This window comes from Mesorhizobium sp. M0772 (assembly GCF_040320135.1).
In the GTDB taxonomy this organism is placed as follows: Bacteria; Pseudomonadota; Alphaproteobacteria; order Rhizobiales; family Rhizobiaceae; genus Mesorhizobium.
Genome location: NZ_JAMYPB010000023.1, coordinates 68110 through 90562 on the forward strand (window position 1 = coordinate 68110; position 22453 = coordinate 90562).

Consider the following 22453-nt stretch of genomic DNA (forward strand, 5'->3'; position numbering starts at 1 on the left):
AAAGCTCGGGCGTGAACTATCATGATTTGGAAAAAGCGCGAGGGGGCGCGCAAAACTCCCGGCGGCTCCGGCGGCGCTCAGGCCGCCCGGAACACCGGGCCTGTAATTCGTATCGTCAGCGCGCGAAGGCGCGAAAAGCTCGTCATTGCCGGGCTTTTAGCCGAGAAAGCCGCAGGAATAAAGCGTCTCTTGTTCGATTCACTTACATCGCGAAGTCGAAGCGATAGGTGGTCGAGACGCCGACCGTGAACTGGTTACGGTCGCCGCGCTCCTTGACCAGGCTGGAATCGGCGGCCGGGCCTATCAGGCGCGCATATTCGCCGAACAGGCTGGCGGTCATCGGGTCGGTGACCTTCCAGGTGATGGCGCCGCCGAGTCCGGTCGATTTCAGGCCGCCGCCAGGATGGTATTCGCTCAGGCCCGAGGCCACAGCCTCCTTGGCGTTGACGCCATAATAGGAGTGGAAATAGCTCGATGAGGCAAAGGACACGCGCGGGCCTCCCGAAATCCTGACCGTCGGCGTGATATCGTAGAAGGCATCGGCGGCGATGTCGGCGACAAAGCCATTATGGGCACGAATGCCGTGGCGCAATTCGGCGCGGGCGCGCAACCAATCCGTCGGGTAGAATTCGAAGAAGCCGCCGACCTCACCGCCCCAGCGCACCGGGCCGAGGCCCTTGAGTTCATCCTTGCTGTCGCGTGAAAACAGGAACTTTCCGGTCAGGCCGGCGCGGACGCCGCCATCGTCGACCAGCGCCAGCGAGATGTTGTCGTTGCGCGAGGTAAAGCGCGCGGCCGGGCCGGCCTTGCCCAGCGAGATGATCGGCGATGCGCTGAGCAGATAGCTGTTGGAGCCCTCGAATTTCGGCGCGACCATACCGGTGGCGCCAAGCGTCAGGTACCAGTCGCCCGAGAGCCAGCCGGAAGTACCCTCGCCCGCATTTGCCACAGTGGGCGCACCCAGCATGATCGCCGCCACAACCGCAGACATTTTCCTGACCGGACTCATGGTCACTCCACTAACACAACACAGCCGCGCCCTGCCCCAGCTTTGACGGCCGTTTGGTAAAATTTGATTTAAATCCGAGACAGAGATCGCGGCTTGGGAGCTGCCCGGCATCGCTGGACGGGTGCCGACGCCGGGATTAACCTCAGCGACGGCGACAAGCCAGGCGATCTTTGATGCAAGTGACTTTGAGGAGATGCGGCTATGACCCTGCACGGTGACACCCTGAAAGACGCGATCGGCCGGACACGAGACAAATGGGGATGGTTCGTCGCGCTCGGCGTGCTGCTGCTCATCTTCGGCGGCATTGCCTTCGGCAATCTGTTCATCGCCACCGTCGCCTCGGTCTATGTCGTGGGATGGCTGATGCTGATGGCCGGCATCATCGAGATCGTGCATGCCTTCGGCGTGAAAAGCTGGAGCCGCTTCTTCTATTGGCTGCTCAGCGGCCTACTTTATGCCGTTGCCGGTTTCTTTGCCTTCGACAATCCGCTTCTGGCCTCGACGGTGCTGACCTTGCTGCTGGCGGTGGCGCTGGTCGCTTCAGGCGCGCTCAGGGCCTGGGTCGGCTATAGCCACCGACCGGAAAAGGGCTGGGGCTGGGTCGTCGCGGCGGGCCTGATCAGCGTGCTGGCGGGGCTGACCATCGCCATGGGCTGGCCGGTCAACAGCCTGTGGGTGCTCGGCCTGTTCCTGGCCATCGACCTGATCTTCCAGGGCTGGAGCTTCATCGCTCTCGGACTGGCGTTGAAGAAGTAGGGGCTTGAAGAGGTAAGCGGCCGGAAGGCTCAAAAAGCGATGGCGCCGTCCAGATCCGAAAGCGGCCTGACGCCGGCCAGCAGCGCGCGCGCCTCCGCCTCGTCGCGCTTCATTTGTGCCACTAGCGCATCGAGCCCATCGAACTTCACCTCGGGGCGCAAAAAGCCGAAGAACGATACGTCGCAGATCTCACCATAGAGATCGCCGGCAAAGTCGAAGACGAAGGTTTCGAGCAGCGGCGCGCCATTGTCGTCGACAGTCGGGCGACGCCCGAAGCTGGCGACACCATCATAGAGCGTGCCGTCGGCGCGGCGAAAGCGGACGGCATAAATCCCTTCCTTCAGAGTCGTTTCCGGCGAAAGCCTCATGTTGGCTGTCGGGAAGCAGAGCGTGCGGCCGAGCTGCTGGCCGCCGATCACTTCGCTTTCGACGGTGAAGCGGTAGCCGAGCAGGCCTGCTGCCTCGGCGACCTCTCCCTCGCAGAGCAGCTCGCGGATACGGCTCGACGACACCACCTCGGCGCCCTCGTCGCGAAAGGCGTCGACCAGGGTGACGCCGAAACCATGGCGCTCGCCTGCCGCCATCAGAAACGCAGGACCGCCCTGCCGGTCCTTGCCGAAGTGAAAATCGAAGCCGGTGACGGCATGGGTGATGCCGAGGTTCGTCTCCAGCACATCGGTCACGAAAGCCTCGGCCGACAGGCCGGCAAAGGCGCGCGTGAACGGCTGTTCGACGAGTGCGGCAAAGCCCAGATGCGACAGCAGCCGCGCCTTCATCGGCGGCGGCGTCAATACGAACAGCGGCATATCGGGCCTGAACACTTTTCGCGGATGCGGCTCGAAGGTCAGCACCAGCGCCGGCACGCCGCGCCGCCCGGCTTCGGCAAGCGCGCGATCGAGCACCGCCTGGTGGCCGCGATGGACGCCGTCGAAATTGCCGATCGCCACCACGCCGCCGCGCAAATGCGGCGGCAGCGGCGCGGTTGCTGAAATGTGTTCGAAAGCTGCGCTCATGCAGCAACCCTACCGCAGTCTCGGAATGACGGCGACCGGCCGGTAGCCGTGCTTTTGCAGAAAGGCTGCAAGCCTGGCGGGGTCCGGCTGCATGGGATCGCCATAGTCGCGCGCGTGAATGCCGCCCGAGACGTAAAGCACGTCGATGCCGTTGTCGGCGGCGCCCTTGACGTCGGTCATCATGCCGTCGCCGATGGCCAGCACCTCGGTGCGCGCGACGTCTCGGCCGAGAAGCACGGCAACCTCCCGCAGCGCTACGTCATAGACCGGCGCATAAGGTTTTCCGGCGATCAGCGTGCGGCCGCCAAGCTGGGCATAGTCGCGCGCCAAGGCGCCGGCGCACCAGATCATGCGCTCGCCGCGTTCGACCACGATGTCGGGATTGGCGCAGATGAAAGGCAGGTTCCTGGCGCGCAGCCGGCGCAGCAGATCGGCGTAATCCTCAGGCGTTTCCACCTCGTCGTCGAACAGCCCGGTGCAGACCGCGCCGGAGGCCTCGAACTCCTCGACGAGCTCGATGTCGAGACCGTCATAGAGGGTGAAATCGCGGTCGGCGCCGATATGGAAGATTTTTCGTGGGCCTTCGGCGATAAGGTCGCGGGTCACATCGCCTGAGGTCACGACGCGGTCGTAGGCGGCGGCGGGAACGCCGATCGCATTCATCTGCGCCACCACATCGGCATTGCGGCGCGGCGAGTTGGTGATCAGGACGACCGGGACCTTAGCCGCACGCGCGGCGGCAAGCGCTTCGGCAGCCGCCGGAAAATGCCATTCGCCATTGTGGATCACGCCCCAGACATCGCACAGGATGGCCGAGTAGGCGCCCGACAAATCCGCGAGCGAGCCGATGATGTCAGGCGAATCCGCCATGCCGTTTTCCTGCTGTGACGATCATTGCGAGAGCTGCAGCCGACGGTCCGCCGCAACCGGCCCCGCATTAACCGAAGCGTTTCATCCTGTCACCAGCTTTTCGGCACTTGCCAGGCTGTTGCGCAACGGGCTGATCGAAGGTTGCAACAGGCAGGAACCACCCTTCCCCAGCTTCGGTCGATCGAAACAATGTCGCACCGCTGATCACCAGGGCCGAGTGGTTAACGAGCCTTGAAAAGATGGGCCTATGTTGAACGCATTTCAGCAACCTGAAATTTAACGATTTTGTGGGCATCTTCGGACCGATATTGGGTCCTGGCAGGGGTGCTGAAGGCATGATCCGCAGATTTCTGAACGACAGACGCGGCAACTATGCCTTGATGACAGTGATCACCATGGTGCCCTTGATGGGCGCGCTGGCGCTTGCAATCGACTACACCGATCTCCTGCGCCAGAAGCAGAACATGCTGAACGCGCTGGATGCCGCTGGGATTGCCACGGCACAGCAGATCGTCACCGGGGCGACCGACACGGCAGTCAAGGCCTATGCGAAGGATTTCTTCGAAGCCAATCTCGGAAAGGTCAGCTCGGCCAATACGGCCCTGACGGTGACGCTGCCCAACAACAACGCAGGTGGCGGCACGCTGAAGCTGTGCGCCAGTTTGACGTTCCACCCCTATTTCCTGCCGGTGGCGGCCATGCTGATCGGAAGAACGTCCACCGATGCCAAAACCTCCGCGTGCTCCGAGATCCGCCTCAAGAACACGCTGGAAGTGTCTCTCGTGCTCGACAATTCCGGCTCCATGAGCATCAACGGCTCCGGCACCGGCCAGCCGCGAATAGATTTGCTCAAGAAGGCCGCTACCGAGCTTGTCAATACGATGGCGCTCCAGGCCGCACAAATGAGGCAGGTCACCAGGCCGGTGCAGTTCTCGCTGGTCCCGTTTTCCGCCTCGGTCAATGTTGGCCCAGCCAACAAGGACGCAACCTGGATGGATACGACCGGCATTTCGCCAATCCATCACGAGAACTTTGATTGGCAGTTCATGTACAAGAACGCGTCGTCTGGTTATGACTCGAATAAATACATTGAAAAGGTCGGCAGTGCTTACTGGAAGCGCGGCAGTGGCTGGGGCACCGGGCAATACGGCCAAAATACCACGGCGACGCGGTTCAGTCTCTTTGCAAACGACATGAAGGCCACGACCTGTACGAAAAAGAACTCGAACGGCAGTTGCAAGACCTCTGTGACCGCCCAATACGAAGCCTGGAAGGGCTGCGTGGAGGCGAGGCCGTATCCCTATAATGACGACGACACGTCGCCGACCACTGGCACGCCCGCCACCATGTTCGTGCCGATGTTCGCGCCGGACGAAGCTGGCAATTTCTGGACCGACACCACTCGCACCAGCACATCGACCTGGGGTTACGCCAACAATTGGTGGATCGATTATTCCGACACGCTGACTGTCACCAAACGCCAGGCGGATATGCGAAAGTATTTTCTGACAAAGCCCTGGGACGCATCGAGTACTGCGGCCGATGATGGGCCCAATTCGGCATGCACGACCGCCGCGATCACGCCGTTGCAGGACATAACCACCACCGAAGGCAAGAAAATCCTGACGGATGCCATCAATGCCATGGCCCCGACGGGCAACACCAACGTGCCGGAAGGGCTGGCCTGGGGCTGGCGGACGGTGTCGAGCAACGAGCCATTCACAGAAGGCCGGCCGAACACTGAAAGGGGCAACGACAAAGTCGTCATCGTGCTGACCGACGGGGCCAACACCTACAGCATCGGCCCCACAAACGACATGACCAGCAGCTATGCTAAGGACGGATCGACCTACGCCGCCTATGGTTATACCGGCCCGAAAACGGGGGAAACCGCGACCCGCCTTTTCGTCAACACGACCGTCCCCAAGACAACTTATACGGCGGCCAACTACACAACCGCGCTTGACCAGCAGATGCAAACGCTTTGCACCAATGCGAAGAATTCGAACATTCTCTTGATGACGGTCTCGCTTGACCTGGTTACCACCAAGCCGGCGGAAAAGACCGCCATAGACGCGCTCAAGAAATGCTCCTCGGATTCGCGCTTCCGCAAGGATCCGACCGACCCGAGCAAACCGGCGAAGCTGTATTGGAACGCGACCGGCGCCACCTTGTCGCAAAGTTTCAAGGAAATCGCCGACGAACTGTCGAACCTGCGCATCGTCAGCTGATCGGCGCGATCTTTCGAACACGGCGCTCCGCCTCGGCGGGGCGTTTTGTTGCGGCGTTGCTCACGTGTCCGTGCATTTGGTTAGCGCCTGGTGAAGCGCTATCCGCGCAATCGAGCAGTTTCCCAAACCCATCCTTCAACGTTTTGTGAAACTGTGGCGGCATTGAAGAATCCGCAGGCGGGGCCGCTTACATCACATGCGTGAACTCTGGCGCACATTCCGGCGTGACTTCTGGCGTGACCGCCGCGGCAATTACGCTCTGATGACCGTTGTGGCGATGGTGCCACTGATGGGCGGAGTGGCAATGGCTGTCGACTACACCGGCGTGGTCAGCGAGAAGCAGAGGGTGGTCAACGCGCTCGACGCCGCCAACTTCGCCACAGCGCGCCGGCTGGTGGAAGGCGCCACCGACGACCAGTTGCGGGCCTATGCGCTCGACTTCTTCAAGGCAAACCTCAACGACGTCAATCCCGCCGACACGACGCTCAGCGTTGCGCTGCCCAGCAGCACGACCGGCGGCGGCATCGTCAAGCTGTGCGCCAGCCTGGTCCACAAGCCCTATTTTCTGCCGGCAGCGGCGATGCTGATCGGCAGGACGTCGGAAAACGTCACGTACTCCGTGTGTTCGCAAGTCCGGCTGAAGAACACGCTGGAAGTGGCCATGGTGCTCGACAATTCGGGGTCGATGTCGAACACGGGCACGGGTGCCGGACAAAAGCGCATCGACCTTCTCAAGCAAGCCGCCAAGCAGCTCGTCGACACGCTTGCCTTGCAGGCCGCGATGATCAAGCAGATCGACAAGCCGGTCCAGTTCAGCCTTGTGCCGTTCGCCGCCTCGGTCAATGTCGGCGCCAGCAACGACAACGCGTCATGGATCGACGCCTACGGGCTGTCGCCCATCCACAACGAGAATTTCGCCTGGTCGACGCTTAACGCAGCCGACAAATATGCCCAGAAGATCGGCGGCATCTGGTACAAGAAAGGCACTGGCTGGGGTGAGCAGGAGGGGCAGATGCTGACCCGCTTCTCGCTCTACCGCGACATGAAGGTGGTCACCAGCCACGAGCGCATCGTCGGCAGCAAACGCGTGGTCTGCGACAAATATCGCGCCAATCATACATGCTCGGACAGCCACAACGAATACGACTACAACGACACATATGGACCGTTCGCCAGCTGGCAGGGCTGCGTCGAAGTGCGGCCCTATCCCTATAATGTCAACGACGCGCCGGCCTCCGGCGGACCGAACAACACCGGCACCGGCGTCGGCGATCCCGCGACCATGTTCGTGCCGATGTTTGCGCCGGATGAGCCGGGCAATCATTGGTACATAACGCAGGACCCCGACGAGGTGGCCCCCAAGACCTATGGCGCAGCCAACAGCTGGTGGAACGACGATCCGGCGAGCACCACCGGCAAGACCAGGCAGTCCAACATGGCCAAGTATTTCCAGCCACGGCCGATCAATGCTCCGGTGCTGTCGGCCGGTGCCGGTCCTAACTACAGCTGCACGACGACACCGATCACGCCGCTGACCGACGTGTCCAACACCGCCGGGCTGACCAAGATCAAGGCTGCGATCGACCTGATGGCGCCGAACGGCTTCACCAATGTGCCGGAAGGCATGGCCTGGGGCTGGCGCACCGTCTCCAGCACGGAGCCTTTCACAGGAGGACGTCCTGAGACGGAGCGCGGCAACGACAAGGTGGTCATCGTGCTCACTGACGGCGAGAACACCTATGCGGTGCCCAGCAGCGATCCCGCCGGCAACAAGTCGACCTATGCCGCCTATGGCTATACCGGCGTCGGCTACAACGGCACTGCGGTCACCCGCCTGTTCGGCGGCACGTCGAGCGCCATCGGCCAGCTCAACTATTCGTCGAGCAACTACACCGCCGCGCTCAACGAGCAGATGGCGACGCTGTGCAACAACGCCAAGGCGGCCAACATCATGGTGATGACGGTGGCGCTCGACATGTCGACGACCGACGCCGGCGACAAGAGCGCGATGGAGGCACTGAAGGTGTGCTCGTCGGACTCGCGCTTCCGCAAGGATCCGACCGACCCGAGCAAGCCTGCAAAACTGTTCTGGAACGCGACCGGCGCCACGCTGTCCGACAATTTCAAGGAAATCGCCAACGAGCTCTCGAACCTGCGCGTGGTGAGCTGAGGGTTGAAGCTGCTGATCTTCCCCGCCTTGCGGGGGAAATTGGCGGCTTCGCCGCTTTCGACATTTTTCGATGCTGACGCAAAGGCTCCGGCCATCATGCTCTTGCGGTGAGTCAAAACGCGTGCTCGGTATCGTCACCGCTTCCCGGAGATTGCCCGTGCCCGAAACCGCCAACCATCTCGCCTTCGCGCTGGTCTGCCTGGGCATGGTGCTGACGCCCGGGCCGAACATGATCTACCTGATCTCGCGCTCGCTGTCGCAAGGCCCGAAGGCCGGGCTGATCTCGCTCGGCGGCGTGGCGGTCGGCTTTCTGTTCTATGTCGTGTCGGCTGCGCTGGGCATCACCGCGCTGCTGCTTGCCGTGCCGTTTGCCTATGACGCACTGCGCATTGCCGGCGCGCTCTATCTGCTATGGCTCGCCTGGCAAGCGGTGCGGCCCGGCGGGCGCTCACCATTCCAGGTGCGCGAACTGCCGAAGGACAGGCCCCGCAAGCTGTTCGCCATGGGTCTAATGACCAATCTCCTCAATCCCAAGGTGGCGGTGCTTTATCTGTCGCTGCTGCCGCAGTTCATCTCGCTGGGCAACGGCCATGTGCTGTCGCAGCTTCTGGTGCTCGGCGCCACGCAGATCTCGATCAGCCTGACCGTCAATGCCATCATCGCGGTAACGGCCGGTTCGATCGCCACCTTTCTTGCCGGACGGCCGCTATGGATGGTCATCCAGCGCTGGATGATGGGCACGGTGCTTGCCGCGCTGGCGCTTAAAATGGCGACCGACGCGCAACGCTGATCGGACGCAGCGCGCCGAGACTACATCGGCCGCCGACCTTCCCATTCGAATCGGCCGGCCGAACCTGCACGGAGGCCAGCGATTGAGATTTTCGCAGCCCTGCCCGGCAAAAGCCATGATCGCCGCTAAGTCAGGCAGGCATGACAATGATCTGCACCACCAATCATCCGCTCGCGCAAACCCGCTCTGGCGCAGCAAGTCCAAAACCAAACAGGCGCCTGCTGCTGATCGGCCTTGCAGCCATGGCCGGCCTCGCTGCTTGCAGTACGGTCTCGGTGCCGACCGGCGAAGGCGCCGGTGTGTCGTCCTCGGCCACCGCGACGCTGGCCGGGATCCGAGCTTCGGCCGGACTGCCGGCGCTGGTGCCGGACGCCCAGCTCGAGCGGGCCGCTCTGCAGCAGGCCGGCTATATGGCCTCGCGCGAACGCATGAGCCACACGACCGGCTGGGGCAAGGATTTCGCGTCGCGGATGAAAGACAATGGCGTGCGGGGCGCTGCTGCCGAGAACATCGCCGAGGGCCGCTTCGACCAGCAGAAGCTGTTCGACATCTGGATGCATTCGGCCGGCCACCGCCGCAACATGCTCGATCCGGATTTCAGCCGCTTCGGCCTCGCCTATGTACGCGACGGGCGCGACAGCGCCATCCGCTACTGGAGCCTGGTGCTCGGAAAATAGCAGCCAGCGGTTACGGCGCGACCCAGCCGTCAGCCTTTCGCGATCAGCTCGCCGATATCCCCAGCCGACAGGGGTTTGCTGAAATAATTGCCCTGCACCTCGTCACAATTGTTCTTGCGCAGGAAGGCGACCTGGTCTTCCGTTTCGACACCTTCGGCCAGCACCCGAAGGTTCAACTTCTGCCCCAGGGAAATCACGGCGCCAGTGACCGCCTGATCGTTCTCGTCGGTCGCGAGATCGTTGATGAAGGACTTGTCGATCTTCAGCCGCGCCACCGGAAACGTCTTGAGGGCGCTGAGACTGGAATAGCCTGTTCCGAAATCGTCGATCGATATCTGCACGCCGAGCTTTTGCAGTCCGTTCATCGTTGCGACCGCCAGCTCGAAATCCTGCATGATCAGGCTTTCCGTCACTTCGAGCTCGAGATACCTCGCCTCCAGGCCGCTTTCCTTCAACGCGTTGACGACGCGGTCGATCAGGTTCTTCTCCCGGAACTGCCGCGCCGACACGTTGACGCAGACGGTTACGGGCGACAGACCGGCGCGCTGCCAGGCTTTGTTCTGCCGGCAGGCTTCGTGCAGGATCCAGTCGCCGAGCGGCACGATCAGCCCGGTCTCCTCGGCGGTCGGGATGAACATCGCCGGCGAAACCAGGCCTCGCGTCGGGTGGTTCCAGCGCACCAGCGCTTCGACGGCGAAAACCTGCCCCGATCGCAGATCCACCTGTGGCTGATAGTGCAGAGCGAATTCCGACCGGGCGAGCGCGTTTCGCAATTCCTCCTGAAGCAGGAATTTTTCATGTGCAGTTGAGTTGAACTCCGGGGCATAGAACTGGAAATTGTCGCGGCCGAATTCCTTGGCGCGATACATGGCGGCGTCGGCATTGGCCAACAGCGTATCCGGGCTGGTCCCGTCCTTCGGGTAATTTGCGATGCCGATGCTGGCCGTCGTTCTCAGCCGATGCTCTCCGACAAGAACCGGTTCCGCGATCGCATCCCTGATCGTCTGCAGGGTTTCCGAGACCACATCGACATTGGTGGTTTGGTCGAACAGGACGATGACAAATTCGTCGCCGCCAAGCCGCACGACGGTGTCGGTGGCCTTCACGCATCCAACCAAACGGCTGCCGACGGTCTTGAGGAGTTCGTCACCGGCATTGTGGCCAAGCGTATCGTTCACCAGCTTGAAATTGTCGAGATCGATGAACACCACCGTCATCCAGCGATTGTATCGCTGCGCGTAGAGGACCGCCTGGGAAAGCCGATCCTCCAGCAAAGCGCGATTGGGCAGGCCGGTCAGCGCATCATGGTTGGCCATGAAGTGGATCTGGTCTTCCGCCAATTTGCGCTCGATCGCGATGCCGGCAATGTGTGTGGTGAATTCGATCAGGCGGGTCTCGGCATGGGTGGGTTCGCGCACGGTCATCGAATACATGGCAAAGGCGCCCAACACGACGCCCCGATGCGACAGGATCGGGGTTGACCAGCACGAACGATAGCCATGGGGTGCCGCCAGTTCGCGGTAATCGTCCCAAAGCGGATCCTGCAGAATATCGGTAACAATGACCGGTTCCCGCCGGTAGATGGCGGTTCCGCAGGATCCCACCTTGGGACCGATGGCCGCCCCATCGATGGCGCTCGTATAGGCTTTCGCCAGGCCCGGCGCCGCACCGTGACGCAAATGAATGCCGTCCTTGTCGAGCAGCAGGACGGAACCGAATATCCCCTTCAACTGAGCCTCGACGAAGCGCATGAGGCGGTCGAGCACGTCCTCCAGCGGCGCGCTTGTGGCAATCATTTCGAGGATCTGCGCCTGCCCGCTGCGAAGGACATCCGCCTGCTTGCGGGCGGTGATGTCGTGGGCAATGCCAACCAGGCCGAAGATTTCATTTTGGCGATTGCGCAACGGCACCTTCGTCGACGAAAGCCATTTGCCGTTCCCCGACGCATCGACGACAAACTCTTCCGCGTCGATCACTGGTTGTCCGCTCTTGAGCAGGCGCTGCTCGACCAGGCGAAATTTCCGCGCAACTTCCGGGGGGTGGAGATCAAAATCGGTCAATCCGATCATGTCGCTGGTCTTGTTGCGGCCGCTATCGGTCGCAAGGGCGCTGTTGACCACGACGAAACGGCTTTGCGTATCCTTGACCCAGAGATAATCGGGCACCCAGTCGATCAGCGCCTGCAGCGAAATGCGCTCGTCGACGATCTGCCGATTGGCGAGGAGTTCAGTGATGTCCTCATGCGTGGCGATCCAACTGCCATCGGGCATGGGCTGGTTACGGATCTGGATTGTGCGACCATCGACAAGTTTGGCGGTCCAGAGCCGCGAAGCCTTGCCCGAATTGATCGAGCGAGCCGTTGCGAGATAGGTGTCGGCGGCCGTCGCCGCCGTGCCGGCGGTGACGCGGCGTTCGACTATTTCGCTCAGTGTCACGCCAGGCCGCAATTCCTCGGGCGCAATGCGGTAGATTTCCGCATAGCGCCGGTTGCTCAGGATCAGCCGTTCATCGGCATCGAAAAAGCAGATGCCTTGCGAAATATTCTCGATCGCAGTCTCGAAGCGCAGGGTCTGCCCTTCGAGACCCGCAATGGTCGTGCGAAGTTCTCCCTCGAGCGTATCGTAGGAGACATCAGCCAGTCTTGCCAATGCGGCTACGCCCACCGGCCCGCGCGCCCCAACGGATCTTCTGGATAACTTCGTGACCAAACAGACCTCCTCCGGTTTGGCACCTGAAACAAGAAAGGGCCTCTGTCGCGCCAGACGAAAGTCGACTGACAATGTTACAGATGTGCTAATTCAAGATGAACTGTAACGGAATTGGATGCGTCAGCAACCAGATACCAAAGGTGCAAATGTCATTCCAAATCAACTTCCAACGGCTCATTATCGATATTTTTTTGCACACGCGGGTTTTGACGATCATCCGAGCAACAAATCATCAGGGGCAACCAGCTTGCTGCCAGCGACCGGCGCCCGCCTCAATCCATATGCGCGGCAGGAGCGGCCGCGCCGGCCGGAGCGGTCTTCGGCTTGCGCAGCAGGAAGACAAACGGAATGGCAACCAGCGTCATCACCATCAGCAGTTTGAAGTCGTTGACGTAGGAGATCATCATCGCCTGGATGTTGACCATGCGGTCCACCTGCGAAAGTGCCGTCGGATCGCCGCCTGCTGCCGCCGGCGAGGCCGCCCACAAATTGGGGTTGAACGGGTTGATGAAAGCCGACAGTTCGGTGTGATTGACCTGCGTGTTGCGCACCATGAGAACCGTCACCACCGACACGCCGATCGACGAACCGAGATTTCGAACCAGGCTGAACAGGGCCGTGGCGTCGGTGCGGAAGCGCACGTCGAGCGTGGCGAAGGCCACCGTCGACAGCGGCACGAACACCATGCCCATGCCCAGGCCCTGGATGACGCCGGAGCTGAGGATCAGCCAATCGTCCATCTGCGGCGTTAAGGAGTACATGGTGTAGAGCGACTGCGCGGTGAGCAGAAAGCCGATGACGACGAGGATCCGGGCGTCGATCCTGCTCATGAGCCGCCCAACGACAAGCATCGAAATCATCGTGCCGACACCGCGCGGCCCCAGGACGACGCCGATGGTGACGGTCGGATAGCCGAAGATGGTCGACAGCATCGGCGGCAGCAGCGACATCGAGGCCAGGATCAGCACGCCCATGACGAAGATGAAGGCCAGACCGGTGACGAAATTGCGGTCGAGGAAGATCTTGGGGTCGATGAAAGGCCGTTCCGCCGTCAGTGTATGGATGATGAAAACCCAGAAGCCGGTGATCGAAAGTGCAAGCTCGATCCAGATTTCGACCGAGGAAAACCAGTCGACCTCGCCGCCCCGGTCGAGCAGCAGCTGCAGCGCGCCGACGCCGAGCGAAATCATGGCGAAACCGAAGAAATCGAAGCTGCGGATCCGCCTGGCAACGACCGGCAAATAGGCTGCCATGCCGAGGAAGGCGATGATGCCGACCGGCAAATTGATGAAGAACACCCAGCGCCAGTTGAAATTCTCGGTCAGCCAACCGCCCAGCGTCGGACCCAGGATCGGCCCCAGCATGATGCCGGCGCCCCAGATGGCCATCGCCTGGCCGTGGCGTTCCCTGGGGTTGATGTCGAGCAGGAAGGTCTGCGACAGCGGCACGATGGCTGCGCCGAACACGCCCTGCATCAGCCGGAAGAACACTATGCTCTCCAGGCTCCAGGCAATACCGCACAGCATCGAGAACACGGTGAAGCCGACAACTGCCGCCAGGAACAGTTCCTTGCGGCCGAAGCGGTCGGCCAGCCAGCCGGTCACCGGCGTCATGATGGCGGCGGCAACGATGTAGGAGGTCAACACCCAGTTGATGTTGTCGGGCGAGGCGCCGAGGTCGCCGGTCATGGTCGGCAGCGCGACATTGGCGATCGTGGTGTCGAGCGCCTGCATGACCGTCGCCAGCATCAGCGCCACTGTGATCAGGCCGCGATGCGGCACTTCCTTGAAAGTTTCTGGTGTGGTCATCATGCGGAACTTCCGACAGGTAACAAAAACGTGTACACTAGGTTTCCGGGCGGCGAGGCCTTCTCTGGTGAAGAGACCCTCATCGCGGTGGGACGCGATCTATCGATGTGGGGGTTACATCGATCGAAGGTCTCGACACATCAGGCGCTTGCCGCCCGGAAATCCAAGGTCCGAAGGATGGGCGCCGAGATGGTCCAGGTTCTGGGCAGGCCGCGATGCGGCCCGGTCCAATCCACCCCTCGTTCAACCTGCCGTCGGGCCGATCCTGTCATCTCAACTTCACCTCGCCTGCGGCGGGCGTTCTGCCGGGCCGTGATCCTGCTTTTCGAGATCACGGTCCATTCACAGTCTATTGTGCTTCGCCTGCGGTGGCGTGGCCGAAGATAGCGGGGAACCCGCGGGCCACGCCGGTATCCACCGTAACCGACGCGCTCATGCCGGTGCGCAGCGCCATTTTGGCGTCGGCATCGGTCAGTTCCAGGCGCACCGGAATGCGCTGCGTGACCTTGACCCAGTTGCCGGTGGCGTTTTGAGCCGGCAGCAGCGAAAACTCCGCGCCGGTGCCGGCGGCGATCGCCTTGACGGTGGCCTCGAAAGTTCTGCCCGGATAGGTGTCGACGACGATCTCGGCCTTCTGGCCAGGCTTCATGTGGGTAAGCTGGGTTTCCTTGAAATTGGCATCGATCCAGGTGTCGCAGGTCTCGACCAACGCAAACAGCGGCGTGCCGGAACCGACATACTGGCCGACCTTGAACGAGGAGGCCTGGCTGATGACGCCGTCGGCCGGCGCCTTGACCGTGGTCTGCGCCAGATCGTAGGCGGCCTTGTCGCGCGCGGCGAGTGCGGCCATCACCGTCGGATGCTTGTCGGTCTCGATATCGGGATTGCCGGCGAGAGCCGCCTTGGCGCTGATGATGCCTTGCTCGGCAACGGCCAGTTGCTGCCTGGCCTTGTCGAGATCGTTCTTGGCCTCGTCCAGCGACGATTTGGCGTTGATGCCCTTCTGGGCAAGGTCGGCGGCGCGGTCATACTGCGACTGCGCGTAGTCGACCTGGCTGGCATCGGACTTTTCCTGCGCCAGTGCCTGGCTGTAGGCGGCGCGCAGCTGTTCGATTCCGACGCGTGCGACTGCGACCGCCGCGTCGGCCTGGGCTAACGCGATCCGGTAGGGCTCGGGGTCGATGGCAAACAGCACATCGCCCTGCTTGACCTGCTGATTGTCCGAGATGCCGACCTGAACGATGCGGCCGGCGGTGTCCGAGGCGATCGACACCTTGGCCTGCTGCAAATTGGCGTTCTCGGTTTCCTGATAGCGGCCGCCGGTCACCCAGACATAACCGCCACCAATGGCCACCGCGGCCGGCAGGGCGACCATCAGCAGCAAGCGGCCGAGGCGGCGCTTCTTGACCGGAGCCGGAGGGGGTTGAACCGGGGGAGCCACCGCGACAGGTGCTGCGGCCGGCTGTGCAGGCGCTTCGGCGGCCGGCTTTGCCGGCGTCTCGATCTTGGTTACATTCTCGTCTAGCTTGGCTGCCGCGTTCATGCTGCTGCCCCTTCCGTACTCTTCAAGGACGACGTCTCGCCGTCCGCCAGGTTTTGCACGATGGTGTCCAGCGCCCGGATAAGGACGCGGCGGTCGTCCGGCGAAACGCCGACCAGCGATTCCTCATAAACTTCGCCAGCAAGGCTTTTGACCTCGGCATAGGCCGCGTTCGCCTTGGCTGTCGGGAAGATCATACGCACGCGCCGGTCAGTTGCGTCGGAGCGCCGCTCGATCCAGCCGCCCTCCTCCATCCGGTCGACGAGGCGTGAAACGCTGATCGGCTCGATTTCGAGAAGTTCGGCGAGGCGAGCCTGGGCGACGCCCGCCTCCTTGGCAACGCGAACCAGAAGCCGCCATTGTGCCGAGGAAAGGCCAAGTCCGCTGGCGCGCGCCTCGAAGCGCTTGCGCATAAGGCGCTGCACGTCGTGGATCAAAAAGCCCAATCTATCTATGCCGTCGGAAACCATGAGCGGTATATATTATAAGCGTGCTTACCATTCAAGGCGCCGCATTGCACCAGAGCCGAAAAAGAGGGATGGCAGCCATGCAGATGCGGTCATGGCACAGGCAATGACGGTTGCGGATGACCTCCCGACCGAGACGTGAATTGCCGTCGAGAACGCCGTGAGAAGAAAGGTCGTCTTGCGCGTCCTCGCCACCGGCACACCTAGGCTTTCGGCGGCATTTCGCCGGCGGCGAAGGCATCGAGCCGGCGGTGGTTCCACAGCGCATAGGCAAGGATGGTGCCCGCACCTAGCGCGCCCAGATATTGTCCCAGCGAGCCAGGCCGAGGCCGCCCAGCAACGGCTTTCCACGATGGTGACCTGCCACAGTCGACCAGCGCCCTTCGATTTTACGACAGGCGCAATTTCGATCAAACTGGCCTCGCAAAAAGCCGGCAGCATGGTGTGGCCAAATGCGAGGAGACTCATGAACCCGACCGAGAAAGCGCTGTGGTTTGTCGAGAGCCATCTGCCGGAAGCGATCTCGCTTGAAGATGTCGCGCAAAGCAGCGGCGTCTCGCGCTTTCATGTGACGCGCGCCTTTAGCGCCGCCACCGGCCGTTCGGTGATGGGCTATATGCGCGCGCGCCGGCTGACCGAAGCGGCGCGCAAGCTGGCCTCCGGCGCGCCCGACATCCTCGCGGTCGCGCTCGATGCCGGTTACGCCTCGCACGAAGCCTTCACCCGTGCCTTCCGCGACCAGTTCGGCACGACGCCGGAACTGGTGCGCGCGCAGGGCAGCCTCAGCAATCTCGACCTCGTGGAGCCGATCCTGATGGACCAGTCCTTCCTCGCCTCACTGCCGCCGCCGCGCTTCGAGACCGGCCGTCCCTTCCTCATTGCCGGCCTCGGCGAGCGCTACAGCTGCGAAGCCAGCGCGGCCATTCCGATGCAGTGGCAACGCTTTGGGCCCTATATCGGCAACATCCCGGGCGAGACCGGCGACGTCGCCTATGGCGTCTGCGTCAATGGCGACGATGCCGGCAATTTCGACTATATCGCCGGGGTCGAAGTTTCGGATTTCTCGGACCTGCCGAAGGAGCTTTCGCGGGTGCGGGTGCCGGCGCAGAAATACGCCGTGTTCACCCATGCCGAGCACATCTCCACCATCCGCCGCACCGTCAACACGATCTGGAACAAATGGCTGCCGGCCTCGGGGCACGATATAGCCGACGGCCCCGAATTCGAGCGCTACGGCCCGGAGTTCGATCCGCGCAGCGGCAATGGCGGGCTGGAGATATGGGTCCCGGTGGCCTGAACGCCGCTACAGCTCCAGGTTCCAGTTCTGGCCGACCAGATCCTTGCCGAAGGCGTGATGGCGCTCTTCGTCCACCAGCCTGAAGCCGGCACTCTCGTAGATGTGGCGGGCGGCGGTCAGGATGTCGTTGGTCCACAGGGTCAGCGTCTTGTAGCCCCTGGCACGAGCAAAGCCGATGCACTCCTGAACCAGCCGCTTGCCGATGCCGAGGCCGCGCGCCGATGGTTCGACATAGAGCAGGCGCAGCTTCGCCACCTCGTCGGACTTGCGCACGACGAAGACCGAGCCGACTACCTCCTCTTGCCGCTCGGCAATCCAGCTGCGTTCCCATTCTGGATCGAAGGATTTTACGAAGGCGCCGAGGATTTCGGCGACCAGCGCCTCGTAGGTTTCGTCCCAGCCATAGTCCTGTGCGTAGATCTGTCCTTGGCGGCGCACCACCCAGCCGATGTCGCCGACCTGCAAGGGGCGCAGCATATACGGCACTTTGGACTCCGGGCTGTCGCCCAGGAGTTGCTGCACCGTCTGCATGGCCTTGACCAGCCGGTCCTGTTCGGCAGCAGGAAGCCGCTCCAGCAAGGCCGCGACCTGGTCGTGCGAAGCCCGGTTCAGCGGCGCGAAGGCCTGCCGCCCCACCGGCGTCAGCGTGATCGACGACTGCCGCGCATCCGACGCCAGCGGCGCGCGTGCAATCAGCTGCAGGTGCTCGAACTTCTTCAGGAGCCGGCTGACATAACCGGCGTCGAGGCCGAGATCGCGGATGAGATCGCTGGCGGTCAGGCCATCGCGATGCGCCAGTTCGTAGAGCACCCGCGCCTCGGTCAGCGAGAAGGCGCTTTTCAGCAGGCCTTCGTCGAGCAGACCTATCTGGCGGGTGTAGAAGCGGTTGAAAGCCCGCACCGCGTCGATGCGTTCCTTGCCGGGTTGATGATGGATCGTCATGGGAAGCCTCCTGCCCATCAACGATCGGTCATTTATTTGACTTAGTCAAGTATCGAGGAGATGCTCCCCCGGTCGTGTCTCAGGCGATGGCGCGGCGGCGCCGTGCGATCAGGACGAACAGGCCGAGCAGCACGACGCTGGCCGCAGCACTGGCGGCGGCAAATTCCGGCACCGGCCGAAAATCCTTGCCTTCGATCAGCAGCGATGCCGCGACCGGGCCGATCGCCAGACCGAAAAGCTGGGCCGCCGGCACCAGAAGCACGGCCGTGCGCGTCTCGTCGGCGGTGATCGCCAGCCGGATCTGATAGGGCACGATGAACAGAAGGATGAAGCCCATGATCAAGGCCGCGACCCAGAAAACCGTCAGGCCGGGGCTGCCGGCGAGCACCACGGAACTGGCGACGGCGACCACGCCGATCGCCACGATGGCGAAGCGGTAGTCGATACGCGCCTCGAAGACGGTAGCCGTCATTGCGCCCAGCACCTGCAATGCCAGGCTGGCCGAGACGATCAGGCCGACGCTGCGGCCATCGATGCCGTATTGTGCGCCAAGCGGCTCGAGAAACGCCCAGACCGAGCCGAAGAACATAAAGTAGCAGAAGACGCACAGCAAAGCGGCAAGCGAAGGAACGCTCAGCACATTGCTGAACTGTTCCTCCTTGGGCAGGTCGGCATAGCTATCCGGGACGATGAAGGCGACGGCCACCGAGGCGATGCAGACGACGGCAAGGACGATGAAGCCGCCCGCCGATCCGGCGGCCGGGATGACGTAAAGCGCCAGCAGCAGGGCAAGGGCGCATTGCGCCAGGGTCTGAAGGGTGACGAAGAAGCCACCGATGCGCTCGGCCCGGCGTGAACGGGCGATCAGTTCCGTGGCGACCGCCACCAGCCCACCCTCGGCGAGGCCTGCCACCGCGCGGGCGGCAATCAGCGAGGTCGAGGTCAGCGCATAGGCGGTCGCCCCGTTCGCCAGCGCCAGCAAGAGCAGAAGGACGGCACTTTTCAAGCGCATATTGTGGGCGGACAGCATCATGGCGATGGCCGCCGATCCGATGCCGATGGCGATCATCTCCGCCGTGGCGACCAGCGCGAGTTCGTCACCGCTGACATGCCCTTCGGTGTAGAGCGCGCCGAGAAGCACCGGCTGCAGCCCGAGAATGAGCAGGCCGACCGAGCCGATCCACAATGCCGAGGCGAGTTGCGCCCCAGTGGGGTTGCCGACCAGCCAGTCGCCGTTCCCGGCATCCGCGTTACCAGCAGAAGTCACGGTCGCCTCCCAACGTCCTTGCCTGACGGCAAAAAAACTGACAGTCTGTCAGCATTTAGAAACTGATACTCGATCATATTCGTTTGTCAATCAGTAGCGGGACTTGGCACCAACAAGGCTGGGGATGGTCTTGGCGATCGAATGGTCTGGGCGATCGAGAGGATGGCGGCATGAACGAAGCAGTGCAGATGACGACCGAACCGAGGCGCAGGCCCAAACAGGAGCGCAGCCGCGAGCGCATCGACGCCATCCTGTCGACGACCATGCGGCTGATCGGCGAGAAAGGCATCGACGCCGTCACCATGAAGGAAGTCGGCGCACAGGCCGGCGGGCCGATCGCCACCGTCTATCATTACTTCCCCAACAAGTCGGCGATCCTGGCGATGCTCTACGAGCGATTCTCCGAAGTGAGCCGCGCCCGGCTTGCCGCGATCGTTGCCGACGTCGGCGGGCTGAGCGACGTTATCGCTGCGGCCGACCGGCTGCTCGACGACTACTATGAGCGCGTCGCCGGCGACCCCGCCATTCAGGACCTGCAAAACGCCATCCAGGCTGACAAGGCGCTGAAGAATCTCGACATCGCCGAAACCCGGCGCCAGGCGACGATGTTCTGCGACCATGTCGGCCCCTTTCTCGCGCCAGAGCGACGCAATGAGTTCGGCCGTATGGTTTTCCTGATCTTCCAGCTGGCCGGCGGCGTCGTGCGCATGGCGCTGACCCAGGACCAGGAGGAAAGCCGCCACACCATCGAGGACTACCGGTCGATCATCCATACGCAGTTGGGACTGTTTCTCTAGAGATAGAGCATGATGTCGTCCGAAAACCGCGTCACACTTTTCGGCATCATGCTCCAGGCGCGGAGTTTCGCCTATCGCGCCCGGCGCATGAGGCCCTCGAAGCCGTCGGCCAGATGGGCAGCGCCGGCGGCGAACATCTTCACCAGATTTTTGGGTCGGCCAGGAGTCTTGTTGGCGTCGAGCAGGATGGCCCTGCCCTCGTGCATGACGAAATCGAATTTTCCGTAGTCGAAGCCCAGTTCGCGGCGCCGCTCGCGCATTTCATCGGGAACAGGGACTGGCTCGCGGCGGATCGTTTCGGATGCCTTGACAACGCTGTTCGGCGAGACGTAGCGGGTGCAACGCTCGCGCTCGCCGCAAAACACCCAGAACCGCATCGCGAAGCCATCGGGCTCCCGTTCGGGAATGAACTTTTCCACGACGAGATCGTCGTGCCCGAAGACGCCGTCCGGGACGTCGCCAAGAGACCCGTAGACCTCATAGGGCTGCAGGATCGGCATATCAGGAAAGGGCGGCTGCTTGCCTGCACGTCTGGATCGCCGGTTAAGGAACGTCTCCGGAATGCCCCGATTGTTGAGATTGGTCTTGACGATGACTGGACCTTGCCAGGCGTCGCCGTCCGTCACCAACGCGCCGCTGACCCGTCGCTTCGAGATGTCGGCCGTTGCGAGGTTGAGACAGAATGGAAAGCCCCTGGCATAGTCGAGATAGTCTGCCGGTGTGACCGTCGCATCGACATGCAGTACCGCGATGTCGGCACTGTGCGTCCTGGCCGGGCCTTGCTGGATCCGAACCGAATGGCCACGCCTTTTCAGCTCTTCGAGAACATCGAAAAGCATGTATGGGCTCGACCGACGCAGCAAGAGATTGCGGCCGCTCTGGAACCGATCGTGCTCATGCGTTACGACGACAATTCGTGCCACAGACGGCCTTTTGATCCTAAAGTTTTTCTAATAAGCGACTGTGAGGACCAAAAGCCAGATGTCTCGGACTCTGCAAAGGCAGCATGACAAATCATTGGGACAATTATCACCGTCACTGGAGGCTTCTGGATGCGCCGCTTCGGCCGACACCGGAAACCGTCGGCATATTCGAGCGCGAGCTCGATCTGGCAAATGCCGACGTCCTGCTTCTGGGCGTGACGCCGGAACTCGCCGTGCCCGGCAGATCGATGCTGGCAATCGACCAATCGGCGACCATGATTTCGGGCGTCTGGGCCGGCGACAATGCCTCGCGCAGGGCGATGGCTGGAGATTGGCTGGATCTGCCCGTCGCCGGAGCCAGCACCGAGGCGGTCATTGGCGACGGCTGCCTGTCCGCCGTCGCCTCGAAGTCGGCACGCAATCGCCTGCATGGCGAAATCGCCAGGGTCCTGAAACCTGGCGGGCGTGCCGCGATCCGCGTGTTCGCCGCCCCTGAAACGACCGAGGACCTGGCTGAAATCGAAGCCCAGGTGCTGGCCGGCTCAATCGAGAATTTCCATGCGCTCAAATGGCGGATCGCCATGGCGTGCACCGCGGGCGGCCTGGATTTCGCGATCAAGGTGCAGGCGATCCGCGACACGTTCGACAGACTGTTCCCCGACCGCGAGACGCTCGCCGCGCGGGCGGGATGGAGCATCGCTTCGATCAACACAATCGACGTCTACGCCGGCTCCGACACGAGCTACAGTTTCGCAACGATGGCCGTTCTGGTCAACGAGGCGAAGGGCTGGTTCGATGAAGTGCGCGTCGTGCCGAGTGGCTCCTACCCTCTGGCTGAGCGATGCCCGCTGCTGGTGCTTCGATCGCCGAGGCGTCGCTAGGCTTTCCGATCAGCCCCGGCAGGGCTCAAATTTGAGCGAATTGAGCCCGCCGTTCGCCTTGACTCTCGAAAGCCACGCGCTTATTTCAGCGCGACGTTAGCACTCTCCCCAGGTGAGTGCTAACGCACATCCGGCACCGCCGGATCGAGGAACAGCTCTCACCGTTCTCATTCGAGGAAGAAAAAATGGCAAAGTCGAAGTTCCGCCCGCTTCATGACCGCGTGGTCGTACGCCGGGTCGAATCCGAATCCAAGACCGCCGGCGGGATCATCATCCCGGATACGGCAAAGGAAAAGCCGCAGGAAGG

General features: G+C 62.4%; 18 protein-coding genes and 1 pseudogene. 9 read left to right on the forward strand and 10 right to left on the reverse strand.

Features of this window, described 5'->3' with window-relative positions; genetic code table 11:
* Positions 1 to 202: 202 nt before the first annotated feature.
* The gene (locus NKI06_RS17135; protein WP_023682975.1) at positions 203 to 1009 is read right to left on the reverse strand and encodes a MipA/OmpV family protein; all 807 of its coding nucleotides are present in this window, start codon (positions 1007 to 1009) and stop codon (positions 203 to 205) included.
* Between the two features lie 201 nt (positions 1010 to 1210).
* Here NKI06_RS17135 and NKI06_RS17140 point away from each other — a divergent pair, with 201 nt between their 5' ends.
* Positions 1211 to 1765, forward strand: a complete 555-nt coding sequence (locus NKI06_RS17140) for an HdeD family acid-resistance protein (RefSeq protein ID WP_023715211.1) — start codon at positions 1211 to 1213, stop codon at positions 1763 to 1765.
* Positions 1766 to 1794: 29 nt separating this feature from the next.
* On the opposite strand, the gene NKI06_RS17145 is transcribed toward NKI06_RS17140, so the two are convergent.
* Positions 1795 to 2778 carry a bifunctional riboflavin kinase/FAD synthetase gene (locus NKI06_RS17145; RefSeq protein ID WP_023752077.1) on the reverse strand — a complete coding sequence of 328 codons (984 nt, stop codon included), beginning with the start codon at positions 2776 to 2778 and terminating at the stop codon, positions 1795 to 1797.
* A gap of 9 nt (positions 2779 to 2787) precedes the next feature.
* Positions 2788 to 3648, reverse strand: a complete 861-nt coding sequence (locus NKI06_RS17150; protein WP_023715209.1) for a TIGR01459 family HAD-type hydrolase — start codon at positions 3646 to 3648, stop codon at positions 2788 to 2790.
* Positions 3649 to 3983: 335 nt separating this feature from the next.
* Between NKI06_RS17150 and NKI06_RS17155 the strand changes: the two genes are divergently transcribed.
* From NKI06_RS17155 to NKI06_RS17170, 4 genes are all read left to right on the forward strand, one after another.
* Entirely contained in the window at positions 3984 to 5879 is a 1896-nt protein-coding gene (locus NKI06_RS17155) for a TadE/TadG family type IV pilus assembly protein (RefSeq protein WP_023682977.1), read from the forward strand.
* Between the two features lie 196 nt (positions 5880 to 6075).
* A complete protein-coding gene (locus tag NKI06_RS17160; RefSeq protein WP_023752078.1) occupies positions 6076 to 8049 on the forward strand; it encodes a Tad domain-containing protein in 1974 nt (657 codons plus the stop codon).
* A 157-nt stretch (positions 8050 to 8206) separates the two neighbouring features.
* Positions 8207 to 8839, forward strand: a complete 633-nt coding sequence (locus tag NKI06_RS17165) for a LysE family translocator (RefSeq protein WP_023715207.1) — start codon at positions 8207 to 8209, stop codon at positions 8837 to 8839.
* 146 nt (positions 8840 to 8985) lie between these two features.
* On the forward strand, positions 8986 to 9516 hold the full coding sequence (locus NKI06_RS17170) for a CAP domain-containing protein (RefSeq protein WP_502900596.1): 531 nt from the start codon (positions 8986 to 8988) through the stop codon (positions 9514 to 9516).
* A gap of 29 nt (positions 9517 to 9545) precedes the next feature.
* Here the strand turns inward: NKI06_RS17170 and NKI06_RS17175 are convergent, their stop codons facing one another.
* From NKI06_RS17175 to NKI06_RS17190, 4 genes are all read right to left on the reverse strand, one after another.
* Positions 9546 to 12164, reverse strand: coding sequence for an EAL domain-containing protein (locus NKI06_RS17175; RefSeq protein WP_245259904.1), 2619 nt, complete (start codon positions 12162 to 12164; stop codon positions 9546 to 9548).
* Between the two features lie 332 nt (positions 12165 to 12496).
* Positions 12497 to 14032, reverse strand: coding sequence for a DHA2 family efflux MFS transporter permease subunit (locus tag NKI06_RS17180; protein ID WP_352986326.1), 1536 nt, complete (start codon positions 14030 to 14032; stop codon positions 12497 to 12499).
* 349 nt (positions 14033 to 14381) lie between these two features.
* The gene (locus tag NKI06_RS17185) at positions 14382 to 15575 is read right to left on the reverse strand and encodes an HlyD family secretion protein (protein ID WP_352986310.1); all 1194 of its coding nucleotides are present in this window, start codon (positions 15573 to 15575) and stop codon (positions 14382 to 14384) included.
* On the reverse strand, positions 15572 to 16042 hold the full coding sequence (locus NKI06_RS17190; protein ID WP_023705728.1) for a MarR family winged helix-turn-helix transcriptional regulator: 471 nt from the start codon (positions 16040 to 16042) through the stop codon (positions 15572 to 15574). Before NKI06_RS17190 ends, NKI06_RS17185 begins: the two co-directional genes overlap by 4 nt.
* A gap of 463 nt (positions 16043 to 16505) precedes the next feature.
* Here NKI06_RS17190 and NKI06_RS17195 point away from each other — a divergent pair, with 463 nt between their 5' ends.
* A complete protein-coding gene (locus tag NKI06_RS17195) occupies positions 16506 to 17336 on the forward strand; it encodes an AraC family transcriptional regulator (RefSeq protein ID WP_352986312.1) in 831 nt (276 codons plus the stop codon).
* Positions 17337 to 17342: 6 nt separating this feature from the next.
* Here NKI06_RS17195 and NKI06_RS17200 read toward each other — a convergent pair whose 3' ends face one another.
* Positions 17343 to 18278, reverse strand: a complete 936-nt coding sequence (locus NKI06_RS17200; protein WP_352986314.1) for a bifunctional helix-turn-helix transcriptional regulator/GNAT family N-acetyltransferase — start codon at positions 18276 to 18278, stop codon at positions 17343 to 17345.
* 79 nt (positions 18279 to 18357) lie between these two features.
* Positions 18358 to 19545: an MFS transporter gene (locus tag NKI06_RS17205; protein ID WP_352986315.1), complete on the reverse strand. Its 1188-nt coding sequence runs from the start codon at positions 19543 to 19545 to the stop codon at positions 18358 to 18360.
* Between the two features lie 170 nt (positions 19546 to 19715).
* On the opposite strand from NKI06_RS17205, the gene NKI06_RS17210 reads away from it, so the two are divergent.
* Positions 19716 to 20342: a TetR/AcrR family transcriptional regulator gene (locus NKI06_RS17210; RefSeq protein ID WP_352460578.1), complete on the forward strand. Its 627-nt coding sequence runs from the start codon at positions 19716 to 19718 to the stop codon at positions 20340 to 20342.
* A gap of 71 nt (positions 20343 to 20413) precedes the next feature.
* Here the strand turns inward: NKI06_RS17210 and NKI06_RS17215 are convergent, their stop codons facing one another.
* A complete protein-coding gene (locus NKI06_RS17215) occupies positions 20414 to 21181 on the reverse strand; it encodes an ATP-grasp domain-containing protein (protein WP_352986317.1) in 768 nt (255 codons plus the stop codon).
* A gap of 167 nt (positions 21182 to 21348) precedes the next feature.
* Between NKI06_RS17215 and NKI06_RS17220 the strand changes: the two genes are divergently transcribed.
* Together NKI06_RS17220 and NKI06_RS17225 are read left to right on the forward strand one after the other, a co-directional pair.
* Positions 21349 to 22146 carry a class I SAM-dependent methyltransferase gene (locus NKI06_RS17220; RefSeq protein WP_352986318.1) on the forward strand — a complete coding sequence of 266 codons (798 nt, stop codon included), beginning with the start codon at positions 21349 to 21351 and terminating at the stop codon, positions 22144 to 22146.
* 185 nt (positions 22147 to 22331) lie between these two features.
* Positions 22332 to 22453 (forward strand): annotated as a pseudogene (locus NKI06_RS17225) (co-chaperone GroES); the annotation flags it as partial.